This window comes from Marinobacter panjinensis, from assembly GCF_005298175.1.
GTDB lineage: Bacteria > Pseudomonadota > Gammaproteobacteria > Pseudomonadales > Oleiphilaceae > Marinobacter > Marinobacter panjinensis.
This window is the reverse complement of record NZ_SZYH01000002.1, coordinates 630,137-654,206: the sequence shown is the minus strand read 5'-3', so window position 1 is coordinate 654,206 and position 24,070 is coordinate 630,137. Positions and strand designations below refer to the sequence as shown.

General features: G+C 58.7%; 21 protein-coding genes and 1 riboswitch. Of the genes, 1 reads left to right on the top strand and 20 read right to left on the bottom strand.

The features are described 5' to 3' along the window. Nucleotides 1–165 precede the first annotated feature (165 nt). The 19 genes from purT to FDP08_RS19175 form a co-directional block, all read right to left on the bottom strand. Entirely contained in the window at nucleotides 166–1,356 is a 1,191-nt protein-coding gene (gene purT, locus FDP08_RS19265; protein WP_137437891.1) for a formate-dependent phosphoribosylglycinamide formyltransferase, read from the bottom strand. Nucleotides 1,357–1,394: 38 nt separating this feature from the next. Then, complete coding sequence (locus tag FDP08_RS19260; RefSeq protein WP_137437890.1) at nucleotides 1,395–1,577, bottom strand: DUF1289 domain-containing protein; 183 nt, start codon at nucleotides 1,575–1,577, stop codon at nucleotides 1,395–1,397. A gap of 56 nt (nucleotides 1,578–1,633) precedes the next feature. Next, nucleotides 1,634–2,356: a 5,6-dimethylbenzimidazole synthase gene (bluB, locus tag FDP08_RS19255; RefSeq protein ID WP_137437889.1), complete on the bottom strand. Its 723-nt coding sequence runs from the start codon at nucleotides 2,354–2,356 to the stop codon at nucleotides 1,634–1,636. Then, nucleotides 2,343–3,833 carry a cobyric acid synthase gene (locus tag FDP08_RS19250; RefSeq protein WP_137437888.1) on the bottom strand — a complete coding sequence of 497 codons (1,491 nt, stop codon included), beginning with the start codon at nucleotides 3,831–3,833 and terminating at the stop codon, nucleotides 2,343–2,345. Before FDP08_RS19250 ends, bluB begins: the two co-directional genes overlap by 14 nt. Before the next feature lie 13 nt (nucleotides 3,834–3,846). Then, nucleotides 3,847–4,458, bottom strand: coding sequence for a cob(I)yrinic acid a,c-diamide adenosyltransferase (gene cobO, locus FDP08_RS19245; protein WP_137437887.1), 612 nt, complete (start codon nucleotides 4,456–4,458; stop codon nucleotides 3,847–3,849). Beyond that, entirely contained in the window at nucleotides 4,451–5,779 is a 1,329-nt protein-coding gene (locus FDP08_RS19240; RefSeq protein WP_137437886.1) for a cobyrinic acid a,c-diamide synthase CobB, read from the bottom strand. The genes cobO and FDP08_RS19240 overlap by 8 nt, the downstream gene beginning before the upstream one ends. A 150-nt stretch (nucleotides 5,780–5,929) precedes the next feature. Then, nucleotides 5,930–6,703, bottom strand: a complete 774-nt coding sequence (locus FDP08_RS19235; protein WP_137437885.1) for an ABC transporter ATP-binding protein — start codon at nucleotides 6,701–6,703, stop codon at nucleotides 5,930–5,932. Beyond that, complete coding sequence (locus tag FDP08_RS19230; protein WP_137437884.1) at nucleotides 6,703–7,656, bottom strand: FecCD family ABC transporter permease; 954 nt, start codon at nucleotides 7,654–7,656, stop codon at nucleotides 6,703–6,705. The genes FDP08_RS19235 and FDP08_RS19230 overlap by 1 nt, the downstream gene beginning before the upstream one ends. A gap of 33 nt (nucleotides 7,657–7,689) precedes the next feature. After that, the gene (locus tag FDP08_RS19225) at nucleotides 7,690–8,613 is read right to left on the bottom strand and encodes a cobalamin-binding protein (protein WP_137437883.1); all 924 of its coding nucleotides are present in this window, start codon (nucleotides 8,611–8,613) and stop codon (nucleotides 7,690–7,692) included. Beyond that, entirely contained in the window at nucleotides 8,607–12,797 is a 4,191-nt protein-coding gene (locus FDP08_RS19220; RefSeq protein ID WP_228263394.1) for a cobaltochelatase subunit CobN, read from the bottom strand. The genes FDP08_RS19225 and FDP08_RS19220 overlap by 7 nt, the downstream gene beginning before the upstream one ends. Nucleotides 12,798–12,819: 22 nt before the next feature. Beyond that, complete coding sequence (locus tag FDP08_RS19215) at nucleotides 12,820–14,631, bottom strand: TonB-dependent receptor plug domain-containing protein (protein WP_137437882.1); 1,812 nt, start codon at nucleotides 14,629–14,631, stop codon at nucleotides 12,820–12,822. Nucleotides 14,632–14,777: 146 nt separating this feature from the next. Continuing rightward, nucleotides 14,778–15,000, bottom strand: a riboswitch (cobalamin riboswitch). 36 nt (nucleotides 15,001–15,036) lie between these two features. Further along, the gene (cobD, locus tag FDP08_RS19210) at nucleotides 15,037–16,053 is read right to left on the bottom strand and encodes a threonine-phosphate decarboxylase CobD (protein WP_427901860.1); all 1,017 of its coding nucleotides are present in this window, start codon (nucleotides 16,051–16,053) and stop codon (nucleotides 15,037–15,039) included. A 31-nt stretch (nucleotides 16,054–16,084) separates the two neighbouring features. Continuing rightward, on the bottom strand, nucleotides 16,085–16,642 hold the full coding sequence (locus FDP08_RS19205) for a cob(I)yrinic acid a,c-diamide adenosyltransferase (RefSeq protein WP_137437881.1): 558 nt from the start codon (nucleotides 16,640–16,642) through the stop codon (nucleotides 16,085–16,087). 42 nt (nucleotides 16,643–16,684) lie between these two features. Next, complete coding sequence (locus FDP08_RS19200; RefSeq protein ID WP_137437880.1) at nucleotides 16,685–18,382, bottom strand: methylmalonyl-CoA mutase family protein; 1,698 nt, start codon at nucleotides 18,380–18,382, stop codon at nucleotides 16,685–16,687. Further along, nucleotides 18,369–19,349, bottom strand: a complete 981-nt coding sequence (gene meaB, locus FDP08_RS19195; RefSeq protein WP_137437879.1) for a methylmalonyl Co-A mutase-associated GTPase MeaB — start codon at nucleotides 19,347–19,349, stop codon at nucleotides 18,369–18,371. Before meaB ends, FDP08_RS19200 begins: the two co-directional genes overlap by 14 nt. Beyond that, entirely contained in the window at nucleotides 19,350–20,771 is a 1,422-nt protein-coding gene (locus FDP08_RS19190) for a phenylacetate--CoA ligase family protein (RefSeq protein ID WP_137437878.1), read from the bottom strand. A 76-nt stretch (nucleotides 20,772–20,847) separates the two neighbouring features. Continuing rightward, nucleotides 20,848–21,273: a cobalamin B12-binding domain-containing protein gene (locus FDP08_RS19185; RefSeq protein ID WP_137437877.1), complete on the bottom strand. Its 426-nt coding sequence runs from the start codon at nucleotides 21,271–21,273 to the stop codon at nucleotides 20,848–20,850. A gap of 15 nt (nucleotides 21,274–21,288) precedes the next feature. Then, nucleotides 21,289–21,981, bottom strand: coding sequence for a GntR family transcriptional regulator (locus tag FDP08_RS19180; protein ID WP_137437876.1), 693 nt, complete (start codon nucleotides 21,979–21,981; stop codon nucleotides 21,289–21,291). Between the two features lie 211 nt (nucleotides 21,982–22,192). Continuing rightward, nucleotides 22,193–22,780 (bottom strand): NUDIX hydrolase, encoded by a 588-nt coding sequence (locus FDP08_RS19175; protein ID WP_137437875.1) that lies wholly within the window; start codon nucleotides 22,778–22,780, stop codon nucleotides 22,193–22,195. A gap of 99 nt (nucleotides 22,781–22,879) precedes the next feature. On the opposite strand from FDP08_RS19175, the gene FDP08_RS19170 reads away from it, so the two are divergent. Next, nucleotides 22,880–23,431 carry an NUDIX hydrolase gene (locus FDP08_RS19170; protein WP_137437874.1) on the top strand — a complete coding sequence of 184 codons (552 nt, stop codon included), beginning with the start codon at nucleotides 22,880–22,882 and terminating at the stop codon, nucleotides 23,429–23,431. A gap of 3 nt (nucleotides 23,432–23,434) precedes the next feature. Here the strand turns inward: FDP08_RS19170 and FDP08_RS19165 are convergent, their stop codons facing one another. After that, entirely contained in the window at nucleotides 23,435–23,746 is a 312-nt protein-coding gene (locus tag FDP08_RS19165; protein ID WP_137437873.1) for a YqfO family protein, read from the bottom strand. Nucleotides 23,747–24,070: the final 324 nt, after the last annotated feature.

The window sequence follows — 24,070 nt, the reverse complement described above, 5'->3', positions numbered from 1 at the left end:
CTGAAGAATTTAAAAACTCGAATTCTTCAACTAAATCAAACGGTTGTCGTTCGATTTCTGACCCGCCTCAGTGGCGTGTCCCTCGAACGAGATGCGTATTCTACAGAGCTCACTCGAGGTGTCAACGGTTCGTTATAACTTTTTCGGAAAGCCGACGAATTACCGTCAAAGCTCGGTTTTTACGGCGGCCGCTGCCCTGGTCGCCTTTTCCCTCGCCTCGGCAATGGAACTACCTGTGGCAAGAGCCACACCCATCCGGCGGCGTCCTCTCAGTTCCGGTTTGCCGAATAACCTGAGAAAGATATCGGGTTCGGCCAGGGCTTTTTCAAGCCCCGAGTAGGCCACGGCATCCGAATCTCCCTCAGGCAATATTACTGCGGAAGCCGACGGCCCCTGCTGGCGTATCGCAGGTATTGGTAGCCCCAGGATCGCACGGGCGTGCAATGCGAATTCCGACAGGTCCTGGGATACCAGTGTCACCAACCCGGTATCATGGGGGCGCGGCGACACTTCCGAAAACCACACCTCGTCACCCTTTACAAACAGCTCCACCCCGTAGACGCCATAGCCACCGAGATTGCTGGCCACCGCCTCCGCGATTTCCCGGGAACGGGCCAGGGCTTTCTCACTCATCGGCTGGGGCTGCCAGGATTCCCGGTAATCCCCGTCTTCCTGACGATGTCCGATCGGTTCACAGAAAGAGATGCCATCACGGTGCTTTACGGTCAGCAGGGTAATTTCGTAATCAAAGTCTACAAAGCCTTCAACAATCACCCTGCCCTTACCGGCGCGGCCCCCTGTCTGGGCATAGTCCCAGGCAGCTTCAATATCATCGGGGGATTTAACCGTGCTCTGCCCCTTACCGGAGGAGCTCATCACCGGCTTTACCACCAGGGGCAGCCCGATGGCATCGACCGCTGCGAGATAATCCTCTTTCGACTCTGCGAATCGGTAAGATGATGTGGCAAGCCCAAGTTCTTCAGCAGCCAGGCGCCGGATACCTTCCCGGTTCATGGTCAGGTTCACTGCCCGTGCCGTGGGAATCACCTGATAGCCTTCCGCCTCCAGCTTGACCAGTTCCGGTGTGGCGATGGCTTCGATTTCCGGCACAATCAGGTCCGGTTTTTCCGCCTCGATAATACGACGGAGTGCCTTCCCGTCCAGCATATCGACAACGTGGCTGCGGTGGGCAACCTGCATGGCCGGAGCATTGGCGTAGCGATCAACCGCGATGACCTCAACGCCAAATCGTTGAAGTTCGATGACCACTTCCTTACCCAGTTCCCCGGAGCCACAAAAGAGCACCCTGAAGGCGTTTTCTTTCAGCGGAGTACCTATCCGAATGGTGTCAGTCATTTTCTTGCCTGTCTGTGATATCGATAAATGCCCAATCTTTAAATCAAAGCCTTGCGTTCACGCTCGGCGACCTTTTGCAGCACTTCAAGGCGTTCTTCGTTGCTCATTGAAGACCAACGGGTAATTTCATCCCCGGTACGATGACAACCGACACACATATCCTGGTCATCCAGAGCGCAGATGCTCACACAGGGTGAGCGTACCTTGTCCGCGACTTTCATACCGCTACCTCATCTAAATCCATAAACCGTCACCCGGCAACCCGAGGGCCCCCACTTTAACCTTTCCTGATCTGTGCATCTAATGCCTGTTCGGTCAACGGCTCCCCCCAGGAGTTCCCGTGGACCAGGTCCGACAATGGCAAACGCGAGCGCCAGCCCTTTTTCTCAAGTTCGGGTTGATCAAGAAATTCGCTCACATAACCGAGACACAGGTAAGCCAACGGATATACGTGTTCTGGCAGATTCAGTGTGCTGGCCAGCTCATCCTGATCCAGAATGCTCACCCAGCCCACTCCGATACCCTCCGCCCTGGCTGCAAGCCAGAAATTCTGTACGGCGAGGCAGGTGCTGAACAAATCCGTTTCCACAATTGAATTACGCCCCAGAACATGGGTGCCGCCACGGCTTCGGTCGCAGGTGATGCAGAGGTTAACGGGGCTCTCGAGAATGCCCTGAAGCTTGAGGCTTTTATACTGTGTATTTCGATCACCCTGGTAGTTTTCTGCCGCTTTCCGGTTCTCTTTTTCGAAGATCGAAAGGACAGCCTGGCGCACGTCCGTACTGTCAATCACGATAAAATCCCAGGGCTGCATAAATCCGACAGAAGGGGCGTGATGCGCTGCACCAAGCAGGCGAGCAAGCACATCGGGGGGAATCGGGTCGGGAAGAAACTGCGAGCGTACATCCCGCCGTTCATGGATTGCGCGGTAAAGGCCCTTCGCCTCTTTGTCGCTGAAGGGGCGATTATGGTCTGTGGCGTCGCTTTTATTCTTGTTCATTCTTTTCCCCTGGTGCTTTCCGCGTCAGTCCCAGCAAATTGTTCAGCAAATCAATATTCAGACAGTCCTCCACGAGATCTGCCAGCCGGTCCAGTTGCTCCAGTCGATGGGCGTTGTAGTCCACTGCCTGGCCTTGCGGACGCAGGCCGGCCCACTGCAGTATCTCGCTGGCTGCTGCTGGTTCATCAAAAATACCGTGTACGTAAGTGCCCATCACCTGGTCATCTTCACTGATAGCGCCATCAGGCCTCCCGTCCAGCATCGCCAGCGGACGCTCCAGGGCGGGCCCGTTGGTAACGCCATTATGCATTTCATAGCCGGACAAGGCTGATGTGCCCACCCCAAGGCAGAGAACACCAGCTACATCTTTCAATTGCTTACCGGCAACCATCCGCGTAGTCATATCCAGCAGGCCCAGTGCTTCGGTGTGGCCGGCCTCGCCTTCCAACCCGTCCGGATCCAGCACTTCCCGGCCCAGCATCTGAAAGCCTCCGCAGAGGCCGAGCACCTTGCCGCCATAGCGTAAATGCTTGCGGATCGCCTCGGGCCAACCCTGGAATTTCAGCCACTGCAGATCATGACGGGTACTTTTACTACCAGGCAGAATGATCAGGTCCGCGGGCGGGATGGGCTGGTCGGGGCCGATGAATTGCAGGTTGACGCCGGGATGCAGCCGCAGGGGATCAAAATCATTGTGATTGCTAATTCGCGGCAGTACCGGAACGATCACATTCAGCGCGCCGACTTCACTGCTTCCGCTGGTGCCCACACTGTCTTCAGCATCAATCACCAATCCGTGCAGGTATGGCAACACGCCGGTCACAGGTTTTCCGGTGCGCTCGGCCAGCCAGTCCAGGCCCGGTTCCAGCAGGGCTATGTCGCCGCGGAAGCGGTTGATGATAAAGCCCCTGGTGCGGGCCCGTTCGCTGTCGGAGATCAGTTCCAGGGTGCCTACCAGTTGCGCGAATACGCCGCCCTTGTCGATATCTCCGACTAACAGCACCGGGCAGTCCGCTGCTTCCGCAAACCCCATGTTGGCGATGTCGTTGGTGCGGAGATTGATCTCGGCGGGGCTGCCCGCACCTTCAGCAATGATCACCTCGTAACGTGCGCTCAGATCCCGCCATGCATCCATTACCGAGGTCATCGCCTCCGCCTTATAGGCGTGGTAGTCCAGCGCATCCATATTGCCATGGACCCTGCCCCGCAGGATCACCTGGGCACCACGGTCACTCTGGGGTTTTAGCAGCACCGGATTCATGTCGCTGTGGGGCTCCAGACCACAGGCCAGGGCCTGTAGCGCGGTGGAGCGGCCGATTTCACCACCATCCACCGTCACCGCACTGTTCAGGGCCATGTTCTGGGGCTTGAACGGGGCCACGGAAACACCCTGCCGTGCCAGCCACCTGCAAAGGGCAGCCACTACCGTGGTCTTGCCAGCGTCGGAGGTGGTGCCCTGTATCATCAGTGTGGTCATGGGTTCTGGCCTGTTACAGTTCTACGCCTTTCTGGGCTTTTACGCCCTGATCCTTGAAGGCGTGCTTGACCACAGCCATTTCCGTCACTGTGTCTGCCAGGTCCACCAGTTCCGCCGGCGCAGATCGGCCGGTGATCACCACATGCTGCATCTCCGGCCGGCCCTGCAGGTCATCCAGCACCCGGTCCAGGTCGATGTAGTCGTATTTCAGGGCGATATTGAGCTCGTCCAGCAGGATCAGGTCGTAGCTTTCGTCCTTGAGCATGGCGCTGGCCATATCCCAGGCAGCGTTGGCGGCTTCCACATCCTGCTCCCGGTTCTTGGTTTCCCAGGTGTAGCCCTGGCCCATCACGTGGTAGTCCACGTTGGGCAGGTCCCGGAAGAAGGCTTCCTCGCCAGTGCTGAACGCACCCTTGATGAACTGGACGATGCCGACTTTCATACCATGGCCCAGAGCCCGGGCCACCATGCCAAAGCCGGAGCTGCTCTTGCCCTTGCCGGGGCCGGTAAGAACCAGCAAGACACCCTGCTCTTTCTGGGCACGGGCGATGCGATCCTTCATGATTTTCTGTTTGGCTTCCATGCGGCGGGCATGGCGTTCGGGATTTTTGGCGCGTTCACGCATGGTCGGGCTCCTTGTCTGTGAGCGGGCGGATGACCTGCCCGCGAAAAATTCCGGCCACCAATTCAGGGGCAGACGGGAAATAACCATGGAAGTAGCTGGCTACTAATCCATTGTGGCTATACACCGGTTCCGCTTCCGTGCCGGCGACCTTCCGGGTTCTGGCCAGTGGCTGCCATTCCGTCTCCAATCGGGAGTGATGATAGGTATGGCCCCGCAACTGCCCCTGATCGGTGTTCAGGCTCTGCAGGCCCAACGCCTGCAGACGGCCGGCCATACTCGCCCGTCCCGGCATCAACCCCAGCAATTTGTGGGTCTGACCGTCGTGATCCATTAGTTCTTCCACACAGGCCATCAGCCCACCGCATTCCGCCAGCATGGGTTTACTGGCCTTGTAGTGGTTGCGAATAGCCTCCAGCATCGGTTTGTTGCTGGCCAGAGTGGCTCCGTGCAACTCCGGGTACCCGCCAGGCAGCCAGAGTGCGTCGACCTCTGGCAATTCAGAGTCCGCCAGCGGGGAGAAGAACGCCAGTTCTGCGCCCATGGCTCGCAACAGGTCCAGATTGGCTCGGTAAATAAAGCTGAATGCTGCATCCCGTGCGATGGCGATGCGAACACCATTCAATAACTGTGGCGGGAGCTCCGGCTTCTCAGCTTCCAGCGTAACCGGAAGCGGTAAGCCCTCCAGCCCGGCCTCGGTCAGCACCTCAGCAGCGGCATCCAGGCGCTGGTCCAGATCACCCAGCTCCCCCGCCTGCACCAGCCCCAGGTGCCGGTCCGGAATATTCATAGCCTCGCTGCGGGGAACCGCCCCCAGCAATTCAATGCCTTCCGGCAGGCTTTCTCGCAGCATGTCCCCGTGGCGTGAACTGCCAATTCGGTTAGCGATCACCTGACGAACAGGCAAATCCGGGTCGAAACTTGCCAACCCCAGAGCTAGTGCGCCGAACGTTTGAGCCATCCCCCGGGCATCAATCACCGGTAAAGCAGGAATACCCATGAGCTTGGCCAGATCTGCACTGGAGGGGTCACCGTCAAACAAACCCATGGAACCTTCCACCAGAATCAGGTCCGCGTCCTGCGCAGCTTCGACCAACCGCCAGCGACACTCTTGCTCTCCGGTCATCCACGGGTGCAACTGGTACACCGGCTGGCCAGATGCGACTTCCAGCACCATGGGATCCAGATAGTCCGGCCCATGTTTGAATACCCGCACTGTACGCCCGGCATTCCGGTGCAGTCTCGCCAGGGCAGCGGTTACCATGGATTTCCCCTGGCCGGAGCCGGGGGCTGTAATCATCGCAGCTGAAACGGTCGCTTTCATCAGTGCCACCTTGTCCGCATAAATGGGAGTATGCAGCGGTCTGGATTCCCCTTCCGGGACACGCTGTGAATACGTCCCTGTACGCTCGACAAAAACATCCATGTTTTTGACGGTCCCGGAAGGGGGTTCCCAACCACAGCTTCCAGCTTCTTACTGAGCCTTCTTGGGTACGAATAGTGGTGCACCATCCACCTCCACTGTCAGCAATTCCTGGTCGTAAAGTCTTTCAAGTGCGGCTGGCACGAGCATTTGCTTTGCTGGTCCCCAGCATGCTTCGCCATTGGGGAAGAGTAATAACAGGTGATCACACCATCGGGCCGCCAGATTGAGGTCATGCAGGCACATAAACACGGAGCGACCACTCCGGGCCTGCTCGGTCAGCAGCTGCAATACTGCCACCTGATGATGAAGGTCCAGATGATTGGTTGGCTCATCCAGCAGCCAGGTATCAGGCGCCTGGGTAAGAACTGTGGCAATAGCCACGCGCTGTCGCTCACCGCCGGAGAGTGTGTTCACCAGGCGATCACTCAGGTGGGCGACATCCAGTTGCTCAAGGGCCTGCCGCGCAAAGCGCTCATCATCTCCGGATTCCATCTGCCAGGGAGACAGCCACGGGTGGCGACCGATCAGGGCGGTTTCCATAACGGTGGCGGGGAAACCGTCTTGCCTCTCCTGGAATACCAGCCCCAGTTGACGGGATATCTGCCGGCGCTTTATCTCATTCAGCGAGCTCCCGCCAAGGAGAACCGACCCGTGACGCGGCTCCAGCAGGCCGGCGAGGGTATGCAGCAAGGTCGTCTTGCCAGCACCATTCGGGCCCAGCACACCCCACATCTGTCCGGGCTCTATGGTGAAATTCAGCGCCTTGCCGTCCTCCCGCCCGGGAATATCGATTATCAGCTCTCGTGCCTGTAACGGGTTCATCAGCGGCTCCGGTACAGCAGGTAAAGGAAGGTGGGCACACCCAGCAGAGCGGTAATCACCCCTACCGGTAACTGCTCAGGTGCGATAACAACGCGAGCCAGGGTATCCGCCAGCACCAGCAGTGTGCCACCAGCCAGGGCGCAGGCGGGCAGGATCAGGCGCTGGTCGTTACCCAGCACCAGCCGCAACATATGAGGCACCACCAGGCCCACAAATCCGATGCTACCAGCCATGGTCACCGCGGTGGCGGTGAGCAGACTGGCGAGGATATAGATCGTCCACTCCAATGGCCGCACTGACACCCCGAGGGCCGCAGCCTGCATGGGGCCGCGGGCCAGTACGTTAAGACTGCGACCCAGTGGCACCACCAGCAGGCAGACCAGAAAAAGGAGCGCCAACGCCGGCCAGGGTGAGCGCGCATAGGATACGTCTCCCATCAACCAGTACAGCATGCCGGGCAGACGCTGGGCCGGGCTGACGGCCAGCATCAGGGTAATCACCGCACCCCAGCCGGCAGCGACAACCACTCCGGTCAGCAGTAAACGCGACGGCGTCCAGCTGCCGGTACCGTGAGCAAGACCGAACACCATTAAGGTAGCCAGCATGGCACCGGCAAACGCCGAACCGGAAACGATCAAACCACCCAGGCCCGCCAGCATTGCCAACAGCGCACCCACAGCAGCGCCGCCAGAAAGGCCGAGCACATAGGGGTCTGCCAGTGGATTGCGAAGGAGTACCTGCATCAGCGCCCCGGCCACCGCCAGAAGACCGCCGGTGGCAAAGGCTGCGAGTGTTCGGGGAAGACGGAGCTCCAACACCAGGGTTTGCTGAAGATTGCTCCCTTCACCGAAGATGACTGCAGCGACCTCTCCGGGAGTCACGCTGACACTGCCAATGCCCACAGACAGCACCATGGCAATCAGGCTGACAACAGCCAGAATCACAAGCGGCATGGTCAAGGGCCTGCTCACGTGACTGGCCCCGGATTAACGTTTGGCACGGGCATCATCCAGTCTCTCGCAAAACAGTTGTGAGCCCTCCAGCATACGCGGCGTCGGGCGCTGGACCAGTGAAGGGGGAATGAAGTACAGATTGTCCCTGGCGGTGGCATCGATACCGGGAAAAGCTTCCCACCGGGTCAGCCAGTGCCGGTTTTCTTCACCCATTCCCCCGGCCAGGATGGCTTCGGGGTTGGCGCCGATCACCGCCTCGGCACTGATTCTGGGTACCAGGCGATCGAGGTTGCCAAACACATTCACTCCACCGCAAAGGTTAATAACCTTGCCGATCAGGTGCTCGTCATTCACGGTCATCAACGGTTCGTCCCAGACCTGGTAAAACACCGATACCGGTTCGGCATCCTGGTACTGGCGTTCGAGCGCGGCAATGCCCTGGCGGAACCGGTCAGCTTCGGCAAAGCCCTTCTCTTCGGTGCCCGCCAGTGTAGCCAGACGCTCAATGGTGTTCGAGACTGCCTCAAAAGTTCGGGGCTCAATAGAGAACACCGGCAGCCCCAGATCACTCAGAGCTTCAAGCTGCTCCGGTGGGTTGCCGGTGACCCACCCGATCACCAGGTCCGGCTCCAGTTCAATCAGCCGTTCGAGATCCATGCGGGTGTGACTGCCTACCGAGGGAACATCCTTCGCTTGTTCCGGGTAGTCGCTGTAGGACACCACCGCTATCACCTTTTCACCGGCACCGGCGGCCCAGACCAGTTCAGTGGCGCCAGGAGATAGTGCCGCAATGCGGCTGGCCGGTTGCTCCATGCAAACCTCCGCCCCGATGTCGTCGATGACACAGATCTCATTCGCAAGAATCGGTCCCTGCCAAAGGGAAAATACGGCACCGATTGCTGCAAGTTCCCTGAGAACCAGTTGTCTGACAGAAAGTCGCCGGGGAAAAGTCAGCATGCGCTCATCCGCTTATCGGGTTGCTGGCATTCATCGTTGGCAGCGGGCAAGGAAGAATAAGCCGATGAACCTCCTTTACGGGCGGACTCAAAGGCTTCCCGCTGCTGCGGCTCAAGCTGGTCTGCCACCCAGTCCATCAACGGGTGGTCCGGGCGGGTATGGCCGCTGCCCGGCAGGCCATGGTCGATGATATTGCCAGCGAAGTCACGGGCCAGGCCTTTGCGGATAAAGACATCTGCTTCCCAGAATCCTCGTTTGGCAGCCAACAACGCGATTGCCTGCATATGGGTCTTTACATGGACATTGTGGTCCTCGGCGAGGAAGTCATCCAGGCCCAGTCCGTGGCGGTCCTGGAAGTAGACATCGTTGATCTCGTCCCACACGCTGGAGCGCAGTACCTGAGGGCTGGTGACCTGCCAACCCCAGAGGTTATCCAGGAAATCGCTGCCCATGGTGCGGGCGCCGGCATAACCATGTTCCATGAGTGGCGCCAGCCACTGCGGGTTAAGGTTGCGGGCACGCAATTCCACCTGTAGCGCACGCTGGAGCGAGTCGATCCTCGGGTTTTTCGGGTCCGCGTACTGCAACACGCGGTTCTCTGGCGGTTCGCCGCGCAGGTGTTCCACAGCGTTGGACAGGCCACCCTGAAAGTCAAAACCGTCATCGTTATCCAGCAGACCGTAGAGGTGGCTGGCCCGCCCCAGATAGGTGTGATTCACCGTATGTAGCTGGCGATCGAACGCCTGGTGAGCGGGTTCACCCTGGCTGCCCTTGCCGTACACATGCCCCATGCGGCGGCGGTAGGCATCCCCCAGTTGCTCTCGCTCCTGCCAGGCGCCGGAGCGGGTGGCAAGGCGATTGACACCGGCGCCGTAAGCCCCCGGCGCAGTGCCGAAAACGCGGTGGGCTGCCTCGGCACCCGCATCACGTGCCGAGGCTCCCGCTGCCAGAATGACGCGCGTATCGGCAACCCAGCGGGCAGCCACTTCATTGGTTGCCAGCGGTTCATCGCCGAACTCACGCATCTCCACGGGCAGCACGGAAAGGGCCTGCTCCAGTGCTTCCTCCAGTTCGGGATGTTCCGCCTCGATGGTGTCTGCCGCACCGGCCAGGGCGTAGCGGGAGGCCAGATCCAGCCATTCCAGTTGGCTCTCGTAGAGATCCCGAAACAGCCCGGAGGTGGTAAACACCACATTGCGGCGGACCGGATTATCGGTCTGCGGCCCTGCGGGCAGGCGCTCCAGGCCCTTCACAATGCCCCGACTGTTCCATACCGGCCGAATTCCCAGCAGTTTCATACCGAAGGCAATCATCACACCCTCGTCCCTCACGGTGTCCGAGGCCCAGAGCACCAGAGCATCGCTTTCGTCCTTCTGCCGGCCCTTGTCAGCCATGGCTTCCTCCGCCAGTTCCGTAGCCAGGGACCAGGCCACCCGCGTGGGAATCAGGTCATCGGACAGGGCGTGGAAGTTGCGACCTGTTGGCAGTACCGCCGGTGTCCGCAACGGGTCATTGCCCTGCCCTGGTGCCACAAAACGGCCGTCGAGCGCGGCCAGGAAGCTCTGGCGTTCCGCCGCCGGCGACGCTTCCAGATTCTTACGCCATTCCGCCTCAGGAGAGCTAGCCTTGCCCGCCATGGAGTCCAGCATGGTATCCACCATATCCGCATTCCAGTCACGGCCAAACACGTGCAGACCCAGGGGCATGAAGTGTTCCTGCATATCGGTGACGTAGTGGCCGGCCTCATGGACCAACAGATCCGGGGACAGCTCCTCCAGGGACACTTCCTCCTCTGACAGCCCCATCTCGCCCGCAATTTCCCGCTCCAGGTCCTCGCCGATATCCAACACCTCGATTTTCTCCTGCAGCATGTCCAGAGCCCGCTCCCTGGTGGGGCTGTCCGGCTCGTTGGCGGACTCCCAGGTTTCCACCAGTTGTCGCAGTTCGAGAAGCTCATCGTAGAGTTCGGTGGCTGCCAGTGGCGGCGTCAGGTGACTGATCATCACCCCCAGGGCCCGCCGCTTGGCCTGTATGCCCTCACCCACGCCGTCCACAATGTAGGGATAGATCAGCGGCAGATCGCCACCCAGCAGGTCCGGATAGTCGTCCCCGGTCAACCCGGCGCGGCGGCGGGGCAGAAACTCCCGCGTGGAATGGCGGCCCACGTATATCAGGACATCGGCCTGGTAGTGATCCCGCAGCCAGTGGTAGAAGCCCACGTATTGATGGGTAGGCGGAAAGGTGGTGTTGGCGTGCAGCAATTCTTCGTCCACTTCCCAGCCCCGTGGCGGTTGCGGGCCGATATAGATGTTGCCGAACCGCAAGCCTGGGAAAATCAGCCGGTCATCCACCACCATCGACTGTCCCGGTGCCTCGCCCCAGCCCCTCAGGCCGGGAATGCCCGTGTCAGCCAGGGCAACCCGTCTGTCGTCCAGCTTGCTCTTCTGGCCACCCTCATCAAGACGCTTTTGCCAGAGCGCCTCATATTCATCCAGCCGAACCAGGGTGGCCTTGCGATTTGGGTGCTGGATGTGTTCGATGAGGTGACGCAGGTCACGGATACCACGACTCAGCAAGCCGGTTGCCAGCTCCTTTTCGCCCATTTCATGGGCCTGCCCAAGTCGCTCATGCAGGTACCCGAGCGGTCCGTGAACCATTTCCTGCTGGACAACCGGCGGCAAGGTTTCAAAGTAGCGTCGATAGGTGCCACCGGACATAGAGGCGACCTCTTCCGCCATCTCGCGCAAGGCGCGAGGATCATCCGGCAGGCTGACACCACGCTGTTGTATCAGGTCTGTCAGGGCCCCCGGGCTCTCCGGGAGCGGGCCGGTGTCGTAACCCTCCTCCTTGAGCCAGGTCAGCATTTCATACAGGGAAGCCGGCACATCGAGGTTGTCCGCGCCGATGTTCTGCCGGCCCGGAGGGTGATTGTAATAAATAATTGCGACACGCTTGTCGGCATTGTCCTTACTCTGCAACACGTGCCAGCGTTTGAGGCGGTCAGCAACGGCTTGCACACGCTCCGGTACCGGCTGGGTCAGCGTCAGTGCCACACCGGTTCGCTCGTCAATCACTTCCGGTTCTGCCGTCGCCAGCACCATGGGCTGACTGACACCCTGTAGTTCCGGCATGGCCAGTTTGTAGTGCACTTTGTCCGAGGGAATACCGTCTACCGACAATTGCCACTGGTTGGCGGTGCGGGAGGCCAGTCGCAAGCCCTTGATCACCGGAATATCCAGCCGGGTGAGCTCCGCAGTGACCTGGCGGCGGCCCTCGCCACCCCCGACGGTAAAGTCCTGAAGGCTGATGATGCCTGAGAGCGTCGCCGGGGCAACAACCTCATCCAGTGAGCGAATGGCCTCTAGGCTGGCGCCGCCCCAGCGGGACAGGATGGCAAAACACTGGATACCCCTGGATTCCAGGGCGGCACAGGTTGCATCCAGCAGCGCCCGGTCTCCCGGGCGATCACCGCTGTCCAGATCCAGCAGGGTGACCACCGGTCCGGACTGCAGCCTCAGGTCCGCCGGATTATCTGTCGCCTCCCCATTGCGGTAATAGCGAATCAATGCCCGGGGCGGCAGCTCAGGTACTGACAGATCATGACCTGTCTGCACCAGCAACCAGCGCAAGAGGGCGTCCAGGTGGTGCGGGGTACGCCCCTGATAAAGGGCTCGCCCTTCCAGCCACGGGACCTGTTGTGGAAACTGGTGACGCAAGCTTGTCCGGTGAGCATCCACGTCAGCCCCCGGGTCCGGAGCTTTCATCAGATCGTTGAGGGCGGAGGCATCCAGCCCGTCCAGCACCGCCCGGCCCTCCAACCGCGACAGGCGAGTCAGCGAACGGTCGCCGTTAACGGCCAGTATCGGAAACTGCCGCTCTTTTGTCAGGTTCCGAACCGTCTGTTCCAGCCGGCCTACCTGATCACCGAAAACCGCGGCCAGCAGCAGTACATCGGCCCGCCCAAACAGCTCTTCGAGCGCCTGGCTGTCCAGGCGGGCCAGCTGTTCCGGCGTCCGCAGGATAACTTCGTGATCCGGGTGAGCTGCCAGAAAGCGCTCCGCGCCTGCGGCCATTTCTGCCGCCGATCGCTCGGACACCACGCCAACCACGGTGGCGCCGAATGCCGGGATCGAGAGCAGAAATGCCAGGCCCAGGAGCAATCCGGATACCGGTTTTTTCATCATGCCCTTATATCTCCATAGCCTGTCAGATGTCGTAGCGTATGGTCAGCATCGCTGTGCGGCCTGCGGAAATGTATTCACTCCCGTCTACCCGGAGTGCGGTGGTGTACTCTCGATCCAACACGTTGTCCACGGTGATATTGGTCGTCCAATGGCTATCGATCTGCCATTTGGCCCGCAGATCCCAGGTGGCAAAGCCTGCAATGCGCTCATCGTTGTCGGCGTCGTCATAGCGGTAGCCCTGACCTTTTACCGTTGTTCCCACGGACACCTGTCCAAAGGCGCGATCGACATCAACCCGGAACTGCTGGGCGCTGCGACGACGAATTCGGTTATCGGTCTCCCGGTTGCGGGGGTCAGTGACTGAGGCACCAGCCTGCAGGATCCATTCATCCAGCTCCAGACCAGCACTCAGCTCGATACCCCGGATTCGAGCCTCGTCAACGTTAAACGGAGCAAAGCGGCCATCTTGAAGGGTAAACACGATCAGGTCATCGGCGTCAGTCTGATAAATCGCGGCATCCCAGAACCAATGAGCGTAATTACCGCCAACGCCCAGCTCTACGCTGCCGGCGGTTTCCGGTTGCAGATCGGCATTACCGAATCCGGGAAAGTAAAGATCATTAAAGGTAGGCGCGCGGAACGAGGTGCTGTAGCTCACCCGGGCCCGATGATTCCGGTCCAGATCAATGCCCATGGCGGCGGCGCCCGTTTCCTCCCGACCAAAAGCCTCATTGTCATCCGCCCGCAGGCTCAGTTGAAAATCGGTGGGACCGAAATTCAGCAGGGCCTGCCCAAAAATGGCGGCGTTGGTGCGGCTGGTTTCGTCAAAGTCGGTGGTGCTTTCCACTTCATCCACCAGCAACTCACCACCGACGATGTACTCGTGACGGCCGCCACTGAGCTGGTTTTCCCAACGGGCGCTGCGGGTCCTGGTATCGAACGTGCTGTCGCCGAAGGTATCGCGATTGTCAGATTCGTCACGTGATTCGGCTAGCAGGATTCGGCTGCGCCAATAGTTGCTGACAGGAGTATCCAGGCGGAAACCGACGGTCTGAATGGCGAAGTCCGTATCACCGCCCTCGAATTCGGAATTGCCCTGGGACCGCATGAAAACCATGCCGGCCTCGCCACCCGAATCAAACTGGTGGGCTACGGATCCGAGCGCAGAGCTGTTGCGAAAGCTCTTGTCTTCCCCGCCCTCAACAATGGCGGTACCGTCGGTCTCCAAATGGTTTGCACTGAAGCTGTATTTCATCCGTCCCTCGGTACCCGCTGCTCCGGCCTGGTACTCCTGGGTGTTGAAATTGCCGCCACCTGCCTGGACCCAGCCTTTGCGACCTGTCGGGGCGCTGTGGGTAAAGCCCTGGACGACACCGCCTACCGCATCGGCGCCGTAAAGGTTGCTGCGCGAACCGCGCACGATTTCGACGCGCTCCAACATCTGCGGCGGAAAATACTGCCAGGCGGCACCGCCACTGGTGGCCGAGCGCAAACGCACACCGTCCACAAGGAACACGGTGGACTCGCTACCGGTTCCGCGGGTATAAACGCTGGTGTTCTTGCCGAAGGAGCCATTGCTGACAATGTCCAGGCCCGGCTGGCCTACAAGAAGCTCATCAAAGGTCTGGGGCTGGAGGCGCTCGATGGCTTCGCTGTCGATCACGGTGACCGAGGAATCGCTTTCCCCCCGGGTCTTGGGGCCGAGCGTGGCGGTTACTACGATCGGATCAAGCTCGGGGGCCATATTTCCTTCGTCGGCCAGGGCCGAGCAAACGGGCAGGAATACAACGGGGAGGCCGGACAACAGGACCGGCATGGTCTTCGAAAAACCCATAATCAGCACTCGCTTTTGAACCACGCGCACCCGCATGGCGTTTATTATGTTGCGGAGCTTGAGAGTGAGTCTGGGGGAGGCAGGATACGAGTCAGTGTACAGGTGTAAAACCGACACAACTCACCCACCGCCGTCGCCCTCCGCAACTTCCGGTGTGTATTCAGGCCGGTCTCCGGGCTTGCGAGTGGATCAGCCTTGGTGTCTGATCCGGGGCAATCACCTTCCCATGCATCTTGCACAGTGGCTTTTACGATTGCCTTTAGCTCGCTTACCGTTGCGGGGGCAGCGTCGGACTTTAACCGACTTCCCGTTTTAAGCTTTTCTGCGGCGATACCGCGAAAAAGCGTTACCTGAATACGGTATACATTTTTTCGGTGGTCAACCTATCAGCCCCTCAGGGCTAAATCAATAAACATCCTTTAAATACATTGCCCGATCAAAACGCGCCCAATCCCGCTCGGAACCAGGCAATCCGAATCTCAGCGCCGCGGGATTTTCAAACTCCCGGACCAGAATTCCCTCGCCTGCAAGCGCGGATGCAATCTCCGCTGCCCTTCTGTGCCGAACGTACCGGAACAACGCGGTGCCAGTAGAATGCTCCAGGCCATGGTACGCCAGACACTCCGACAGTCGCCCGCTTTCGCTGTGCAATCGCTCGGCAGTCGCGGCCTGCCATTGGTGGTCTGCCAGCGCCTTACCCATTACAAAACGCGCTGGCCCACTGATCGACCAGGGCCCCAGCGTGGCCGCCAGCAAACCTACAATATCCGGGTCGCCGACAACAGCCCCGGCCCTGAGACCCGCCAGGCCGAAAAACTTGCCCAGCGACCTCATAACCAGAAGGCCAGGCCGGCCCGTCGCAAAGCCGACACTGAGTTCCGGCGTGGCATCCATGAAAGCCTCATCAACGATCAGCCAGCCGCCGCGGCGTTGAAGACGATCGTGCCAGTTCAACAGCCGCTGAGGCTCGATGGCCTGGCCCGTCGGATTGTTGGGATTGATCCAGACCAGCACGTCCAGTTCATCAAGCCAACGCTCGTCATTACTGGCGACCTGCTTGCTACCAATTTCCGTGACCCGGTGGCCGGCAGAGGCCCAACAATGCCCGTGTTCCTGATAACCCGGCGAAGGCACACCTACCTGGCACGGTGAGCGCAAACAGGGCAATGCCAGGATCGCCGCCTGGCTGCCGGCAACCGGAATACCAGCCGAGGAATCGGGCGCACCGACCCACTGTCTGATGCGTTGTTCCAGACCATCATCAGGCTCCGGCAAGCGACGCCACACCTCCTCGGGAATTGCCGGAACGGACCACCCCTGCGGATTGATGCCGGTGGAGAGGTCCAACCATTGTTCCAGCGGGATTTTCCACTTTCGCGCAGCGGCGCGAAGCCGGCCGCCATGCTCCGGAGCCGGCATCATGATTCGTCAGAGCCTCCGACGCAGCCCGACATCATTCCCCGGGCACCCAGAGCACATCGTCTTTTCCCTTGCCATTGGCATGCCGGGCAAGCACGAAAAGCAGGTCAGACAGGCGGTTCATATATTCCAGCACCGACTGACTGATCTCCTGATCTTCCTTCAACTGAACAATGATTCGCTCGGCCCGGCGGGTTACTGTCCGGGCATGGTGAAGGTGCGTTGCGGCGGGGTTACCCGCCGGCAGAATAAACGAGCGCAGGGACGGAATGTCCGCGTTGAACTTGTCAATTTCCTGCTCAAGTTCCAGGGTCTTGGCCCCGGCGAGCCTCAGTGGTGGGTATTTCGGGTTTTCCGCAAAAGGCGTGCACAGATCCGCACCCACATCGAACAGATCGTTCTGGATGCGCGCCAGTATTCCATCCAGTACTTCGTCCACATGCAGCCTCGCCAGGCCAATAACGGCATTGGCCTCATCCACCGTGCCGTAGGCTTCCACACGCAGATCGTGCTTGGCGACACGGCTGCCATCGCCGAGGCCGGTATCGCCTTTATCTCCGGTTTTCGTATAGATCTTGGTGAGCCTGACCATTCATTTCTCCCGTGAACCGCTTCAGTCAGTAAATGAAGCCGGTCAGATTACAGGTTTTTCGCGATAGGTTCCCCAGATGCCTTTCAGGGTTTCCACAATGTCGCCCATTGAAGCGCCCTCTCTGACCAATTCAATGGTGAGAGGCATCAGGTTAACCGATTCATCCTCGGCCTGCTCTTTCAGCTGTTTGAGCATGCTCTGGACCTTTTCCTCATCGCGATTGTTCTTGACCCTGTTCAGGCGTTCAATCTGACGGCGCTCTGTTTCCGGATCGTGGGGATGGGTTTCGATTTCAACATCTTCTTCCTCCTGGACGAACATATTAACGCCGATAACCGGTCTTTCCCCACTGGCCTTGCGCAGCGCGAAATCATAAGCCGAGTCGGAGATGCCTCTCTGGAAGTAACCATCGTCGATACACTGGAGCGTGCCGCCCAGTTCTTCAACCTCATCGAGGATTTTCCAGACTTCCCGCTCAATCTCGTCGGTCAGGCTTTCCACGTAGTAGGAACCGCCCAGTGGGTCTACAACCTGGGTGATGTTGGTCTCGTAGGCGATGATCTGCTGGGTACGCAGTGCAATCCGCATTGCTTCTTCAGTGGGTATGGCGAACGCCTCGTCCATGCCATTGGTATGCAGCGATTGCGCGCCACCCAGCACGGCAGAGAGCGCCTGGAGCGCAGTACGGATCGGGTTGATCGTGTACTGTGGCTTGGTCAGGGTTGCCGCTGCAGTTTGCGCGTGGAAACGTAGCCGGCTGGCCGCGGGATTCGTGGCCCCGAATTTTTCCCGCATGATCTTGGCGTATATCCGCCTGGCGGCCCGGAACTTTGCGATTTCTTCAAAGAAGTCTGCCTGGCTCACGAAGAAGAACGAGAGACGGGGCCCGAACTCATTAACGTCCACCCCTGCGTCGATGGCCGTCTTGACGTATTCCATGGTGGTGGCCATGGTGTATGCCACTTCCTGGACAGCGGTCGAGCCGGCTTCCGATATATGGTACCCGGAGATATTGATGGCGTTGTACCGCTTCATGTTCTCGGATCCGTACTGGATACAGTCACGGACCAGGCGAACCGACGGCCGCACCGGGAAGATCCATTCCTTCTGGGCGATGTACTCCTTGAGAATGTCGTTCTGGATGGTGCCCGACAGGTCATTGAGGTCATAACCGCGCTGCTGCGCCAGCGCAATGTACATGGCGTAGAGGATCCATGCCGACGGATTGATCGTCATGGAGACAGATATCTTGGTCAGATCGATGTCGTCGAACAGCTCCTCCATATCCGCCAGCGTATCGATGGCGACACCCTCACGGCCCACTTCACCCTGACTCATCGGGTGATTCGAGTCATACCCCATCAGTGTGGGCATATCGAAATCGATCGACAGGCCGGTCTGCCCCTGGGCGATAAGGTACTTGAAGCGCCCGTTGGTTTCCCTGGCGGTACCGAAGCCTGCAATCTGGCGCATGGTCCAGTTCCGGCCGCGATACATCGTGGGGTATGGCCCACGGGTGAACGGGTACTGGCCGGGAAAGCCAATGTCCTCGAACGGCGTATTTTTCAGGTCCAGCGGCGTGTAAGTGCGCTTCGTGGGCATGCCGGAGGCGGTGGTGTACTCGGACTGGCTCTCCGGAGCCCGCTTGATAAACGACTCAACCTCGTTCTTTTCCCACTCGTTGAACTCTTTTTCAATATGCTTGAGTGCAGCGGAGTCATGCTGGTCAGTGTGATTCATGAATCGTCTCCTTCATGGCTTTTAACAAGGTCACCGCGGCTCCATGGGGATCCAGTTCGCGCTGGGTAACCTTCTTGAGCAGCTCTTCGGTTTGCGACCTGCTGTCACGTGCAAAATTGTCCCGGACGATCTCTTCGGCGACTTTCACTACCCGGGTTAACGCAATCTGGCGTCGCCTTTCGGTAATTTCGCCACTTCGTTCCAGGTGCTCTGCATGGCGGTCAATTGCGGCCATCAACTCGCCGAAGCCGGTGTGCTTTTCGGAACTGGTGGGCACCACTGGCACCCGCCAGACATCCTTACCGGGTTCAAGACTCATCATCAGCATGGCCTTGAGTTCCTGAATGGTCTTGTTGGAGTCCGGCCGGTCTGCTTTGCTCACGACATGGATATCGGCAATTTCCAGCACCCCTGCCTTGATGGCCTGAACGTCGTCACCCAGCCCGGGTGCATTGACAACCACAGTAGTGTGAGCTGCGCGCACAATATCGACTTCGTCCTGGCCCACCCCGACTGTTTCGATCAACACCACGTCAAACCCGCCGGCATCCAGGAGGTCGACCGCATCCAGGGCCGGTCTGGCCAGGCCACCCAGGGTGCCCCGGGTGGCCATGCTGCGGATGAACACGCCAGGGTCAGACACCAGGTCTCCCATGCGAATGCGATCACCGAGGATGGCGCCACCCGAGAATGGGCTTGAGGGGTCGATAGCAACCACACCGACCGTGCGGCCACTGGCCCGGTATTCATGGACCAGCTGTGTGACCAGGGTCGATTTGCCCGCTCCCGGAACACCGGTAATACCCACCACATGGGCGCGGCCGGTGCTCTTGTACAGTTCGGCCAGAGCCTGGCGAACCTCGGGGTCACCGCCGCTTTCAACCCGGGTAATAAGCCTGGCGATGGCGCGGACATGTCCCTCACGAACCCGTTCAGCCAGCTCCATCGAGGGTATGCGGTTAATCATTCAACCACCCCGCTTCTGGTTGAGGCTCTGGTACAGGTCTCTGTCATCAACGACACGCTGAGCCTTGAAATCGGTGCGCGGGAAGGTATCCGGCTCGACCATGACTACCCTTGCCCGAACACCCAGCACCCGGCTGAGCTCGGCCTCCACCCGTTCTCCCATCGCCTTGACCGCATCCGGGCCCTTGTTCGCGGTCTCCTGATCGAATTCTGCCTGGACTGCCAGCTCATCCATGGAGCCGCCCCGTGAGATGATGATTCTGTGCTCACCGCCATAGCCAGCGAGGCCCTCGAGAACTTCTGCGATGGCGCTGGGGTAGACGTTTTCACCCCGTATCTGGAACATGTCGTCGATCCGCCCGTAGATACCTTTGGGCAGTCGCGGATAGGTTCGTCCGCACGGGTTGTCTTCCATCACCCAATGAGTCAGGTCGCCGGAGACCATGCGGATCATCGGTTGGGAAGTCCGCTCGAGGTGGGTATAGATCGGAGTGCCCTGCTCGCCGTAGGGAACACGACGATTGGTATTCGGGTCTGCCACCTCGGTGTAGACAATGTCCTGCCACAGCAGCATACCCTCGGTGTCGGCACTGCCAGAGGCGTGCATCCAGGGCGTCAGCTCGGCCATGGTTCCGCAATCAACCACCTTAGCGCCGTAGATGTCCTGGATCTTGTCCCGGATGGACGGAATGGACCCGCCCGGCTCACCGGAAAAGAACAGCACCTTGATACCGAACTCTTTGGGGTCAACCCCTTCCTCACGGGCGACTTCCGCCAGCCTCAGCGCATAGGAAGGTGTGGAGTAGAGCCCCGCAGGCTTCATCATGCCCAGCCAGGTAACGGCTCGCGCCGTCATCCCTGGAGCGCCAGCGCCAAAGGGAAACGCCTTGCAGCCCAACCTTTCGGCACCAATCAGCGCACCCCAGGACCCCATATAGAGACTGAGGATAGCGGCCACAAACACCGTGTCTCCCGGCCGCAGGCCCATACCCCACATGATCCGGGCATGGTTGTTGGCGATGGTGTCCCAGTCACGGCGGGAAATACCAAAGGCGGTGGGCCGGCCGGTTGTTCCGGAGGTGCCATGGATATGATGGATATCGCTTTCAGGGCAGCAGAGATAATCCCCGAAGGGCGGATTTTTTGCCTGGGAATCACGCAGTTCCTGCTTGGTGACGACAGGCACTTCTTCGAAGTCTGCAAGCGTGCGGATGTCTTTGGCCTTTATACCGGCTTCGTCCCATTTGCGCTGGTAAAATGGCGAGTGGTCGTAGGCATAGGCCATCACGTCACGGATGCGCGCAACGATCAGCTCATCACGCTTCTCCGGGTCCATCGTTTCCCGGTCTCGGAACCAGTAAGGGCTGTTCGGGTCCGGAAAATAGTCTTTGTTGTAATTGGGGGGAAAATTCCACTCTTCCATCGGAGACTCCTGATATTGTTATTGGTTGTCGTCTGAGGAAACCTGTCACGGCCGCCCGGCCGGCATGGCACCGGACTTATCGGGCACCACGGTCAGCAACCAGTTGCCGGAACGAATCAATGATTTCCTGGGGAGGAGTGTCCTGTAACAGAATCTTGTGGACGCCCATCTGGTAAAGCTCTTTGACATCCTCATCCGGGATAACACCACCACCGGCAACGATCATGTCTTCCGCTTCCTTCGCTTTCAGGAGCTCCAGTACTTTGGGGAAAATGTGCATGTGCGCGCCCGAGAGCAGGCTGATGCCCAGGATATCCACGTCTTCCTGGATTGCGGCATCGACGACTTCTTCCGGTGTGCGATGTAGCCCGGTATAGACCACATCCATGCCGGCATCCCGGAGCGCACGCGCAACCACTTTTATGCCCCGGTCATGACCATCCAGACCGATTTTGGCCAACATTACCCGAATCACAGTTGCATTATTGTCATTGTTTTGCATCGTATTCTCCTTGGATTACGTGATTGCGCTGCCGCTTCTTTTCAAAGGTGCACGGGAGCCCTGTATTTCTTGCTGAAGCCATTTTGATGCAGTCTCCACATGCTGCCTCGCAAGCGTTTCAGCGTTCTGCACGTCGCCGGCCAACACCGCATTGAGTATTGCCTCGTGCTCTTCCCAAATCTGTTGCTGGTTTTTCTCAACGATGAGAATGTCGCTCATCACTCGTCTTACGTGATTCCAGTGGGCTTCCATCGAATCCAGGATGAAGGTGTTACCCGCCAGTTCGTAGATGAAACCGTGAAAGCGCATATCAGCGTCGATGAGCGCGGGAAGGTCATGGGCCTTTCCAGCCGCGAATCCACCAGCAATGATGTCCTCTCCACGCTTTCGCGCCGCGGCATCTGCCCGCTGGGCAGCCAGCCCGGCACTGATCAGATCAATCCCGCAGCGGAATTCGTACAACTGCGCCACAAAATTCTCATCAAGCACCGAAACCATCAGGCCGCGACGCCCTACCGCAGAGAGGAAGCCATCATCACGAAGACGCTGCATGGCCTGGCTCACCGGTAACCGTGAGACATCCAGTCTCTCGGCCAGTGTCTCCTGGGTTACCCGTTCACCCGGCTTGAGCAGACCTTCGACGATGGCATTGACCACAGAGTCGTAAATAAGCTCCGGGAGGTTTTTCTCAGCCTGGATTTTCTTCATTGATCAATCTCCACGACGCAACTCCTTGGCTGTCGTTTGCATACAGTATTCACCATGTAATACCTGATCACTTTGCAATCACATTGGACTTTAGTCTAATTTTTGAACACTTTTTAAATACAAACCTGGCCGCCCCGGCTCCGCGTGCAACAGCGGGAGCCAGGAAAACCATGAAAATCAGGAAGGGAACCTGGGGAGAGGGTGTGGGGGATCAGCCCCCTTGCGGCGGCTCAAGCAGGTCGATACCCGCGTCGTAAACCGCGTTCAGGAAATCAACCAGTACCACAGCGGAAAGACCCCAGATCTGGTAGCGCTCCCAGCGGTAGCAGGGCACGTAAAAGGTATTATTGAGAAAATTCAACGGGTCGGTGCGGTGGCGCTTGTCTTCCAGGAAAAACTCAATCGGCACCCTGAAAATGCTTTCAATCTCCGCCGGGTTTGCCGTCAGCGGGTGATCGCCGGGTATAACACCAACGTATGGAGTTACCAGGATCTGATGCAGGGACATCACCTGGCTGAGTGGTGCAATCAACTGAACCTGATCAGGGGGCAACCCGATTTCTTCGTGGGTTTCCCGCAAAGCCGTGGCGGCGATGGATTTGTCCTCCGGGTCACGCCGCCCTCCCGGGAACGACACCTGGCCCCGGTGAGTGCTCAGGTTTTCCGACCTCAGGGTAAAAACGATTTCAGGATTGCGGTGGTCGTCGGTCACAGGAACCAGTACGCCGGCTTCGGGGTAGTCGAGCGTCAATAAGCGGGGAACATAACCTGAGAGGCGTTTGGTAAGAAGATCGCGCAAAACACGGCTCCGTTTTTACATCTGACTATTGAATGAGACGCCAGCAGCACCGATAGTTACACCTGCCAACCCACAATTGTCCAGTATACGGTGAAACGAATGAAATACTGCAGTACCTGCGGCCATCCTGTCGAACAGCGCGTTCCCGAAGGAGACAATCGTCACCGTTATGTGTGCATTAGCTGCGAAACCATACATTATCAGAATCCACGCATTGTCGCGGGAACGGTTCCAATCTGGCAGGGGCAGGTTTTACTGTGCCGGAGGGCCATCGAACCCCGCTACGGCTACTGGACCCTGCCCGCGGGATTTATGGAAAACTCGGAAACCACTCTTGAAGCCGCGACCCGGGAAACCTGGGAAGAAGCTCTGGCCGAAGTCACCGTGGACAACCTCTACACCATTATCCATGTTCCCCACATCGATCAGGTCCACATGTTCTACCGGGCGACCCTTACCAGCGAAAATTTTGGTGCCGGCCAGGAATCCCTGGAAACCAGGTTGTTTGCCCTCGAAGATATTCCCTGGGATGAACTGTCGTTCCCGACCGTTCGTCGCACTCTGGAGCTTTACCTGGAAGACGTACAGAAAGAGCACTTCCCGGTGCACGTGGACGACATACGCTATCGTATGAAGCCCGTAGGGCAGTAGACGCTACAAATCCTCCATGTGGAACACTTCGTAAGCCGGCTCTTCATAGGGATGCGACTCCTTCAGTGCCTGAACCGCCGCCAGGATCAGTTCGTCCCTGCAAACCAGTTCTACCCGAAATTCATCGACCTGCTCCACTTCCCCCGTTTGACCAAGGTAGGGGTTGCTCCCCTCAAGCGCGCGAAACTGCCCTTGCCCCTTACATTGCCATGCGCAACAGTCATAGTCTCCGATGCGGCCTGCGCCGGATTCAAACAGCGCAGCTTTGGTGACTTCAAGGTGACTCTCCGGAACGAAATAACACATCTTGTACATGACCAGTCTGCTCCCCTATCAAGACGTTCAGCAGGATTAACATTCGCGGGTTCGGCGTGCCAATACGCATCTTTTTTGTACAGATTAAGCAGTTAGCTACTTACCCACAGAATCTGTGGATAACTCTGGGGAAAGATTTTGGGAACACGCTCTCACCCCCCGTAATTACTACACTTTCGTTAAATTGGCGACAAATTCACCTACTTCATTAATTGTATATTTATCAGTACTTTATGAGCGCTGAACAAAAAATGAACCTGAAAACAGCGCTTTGTTCACGGAACACACAATACGGCAGGCAAAATGTGCATAAACCATTTTAGT

Coding starts and splice junctions, on each gene's coding strand:
- purT (WP_137437891.1), bottom strand. CDS start 1,356: ATGACTGACACCATTCGGATAGGTACTCCGCTGAAAGAAAACGCCTTC.
- FDP08_RS19260 (WP_137437890.1), bottom strand. CDS start 1,577: ATGAAAGTCGCGGACAAGGTACGCTCACCCTGTGTGAGCATCTGCGCT.
- bluB (WP_137437889.1), bottom strand. CDS start 2,356: ATGAACAAGAATAAAAGCGACGCCACAGACCATAATCGCCCCTTCAGC.
- FDP08_RS19250 (WP_137437888.1), bottom strand. CDS start 3,833: ATGACCACACTGATGATACAGGGCACCACCTCCGACGCTGGCAAGACC.
- cobO (WP_137437887.1), bottom strand. CDS start 4,458: ATGCGTGAACGCGCCAAAAATCCCGAACGCCATGCCCGCCGCATGGAA.
- FDP08_RS19240 (WP_137437886.1), bottom strand. CDS start 5,779: ATGAAAGCGACCGTTTCAGCTGCGATGATTACAGCCCCCGGCTCCGGC.
- FDP08_RS19235 (WP_137437885.1), bottom strand. CDS start 6,703: ATGAACCCGTTACAGGCACGAGAGCTGATAATCGATATTCCCGGGCGG.
- FDP08_RS19230 (WP_137437884.1), bottom strand. CDS start 7,656: ATGCCGCTTGTGATTCTGGCTGTTGTCAGCCTGATTGCCATGGTGCTG.
- FDP08_RS19225 (WP_137437883.1), bottom strand. CDS start 8,613: ATGCTGACTTTTCCCCGGCGACTTTCTGTCAGACAACTGGTTCTCAGG.
- FDP08_RS19220 (WP_228263394.1), bottom strand. CDS start 12,797: ATGATGAAAAAACCGGTATCCGGATTGCTCCTGGGCCTGGCATTTCTG.
- FDP08_RS19215 (WP_137437882.1), bottom strand. CDS start 14,631: ATGGGTTTTTCGAAGACCATGCCGGTCCTGTTGTCCGGCCTCCCCGTT.
- cobD (WP_427901860.1), bottom strand. CDS start 16,053: ATGATGCCGGCTCCGGAGCATGGCGGCCGGCTTCGCGCCGCTGCGCGA.
- FDP08_RS19205 (WP_137437881.1), bottom strand. CDS start 16,642: ATGGTCAGGCTCACCAAGATCTATACGAAAACCGGAGATAAAGGCGAT.
- FDP08_RS19200 (WP_137437880.1), bottom strand. CDS start 18,382: ATGAATCACACTGACCAGCATGACTCCGCTGCACTCAAGCATATTGAA.
- meaB (WP_137437879.1), bottom strand. CDS start 19,349: ATGATTAACCGCATACCCTCGATGGAGCTGGCTGAACGGGTTCGTGAG.
- FDP08_RS19190 (WP_137437878.1), bottom strand. CDS start 20,771: ATGGAAGAGTGGAATTTTCCCCCCAATTACAACAAAGACTATTTTCCG.
- FDP08_RS19185 (WP_137437877.1), bottom strand. CDS start 21,273: ATGCAAAACAATGACAATAATGCAACTGTGATTCGGGTAATGTTGGCC.
- FDP08_RS19180 (WP_137437876.1), bottom strand. CDS start 21,981: ATGAAGAAAATCCAGGCTGAGAAAAACCTCCCGGAGCTTATTTACGAC.
- FDP08_RS19170 (WP_137437874.1), top strand. CDS start 22,880: ATGAAATACTGCAGTACCTGCGGCCATCCTGTCGAACAGCGCGTTCCC.
- FDP08_RS19165 (WP_137437873.1), bottom strand. CDS start 23,746: ATGTACAAGATGTGTTATTTCGTTCCGGAGAGTCACCTTGAAGTCACC.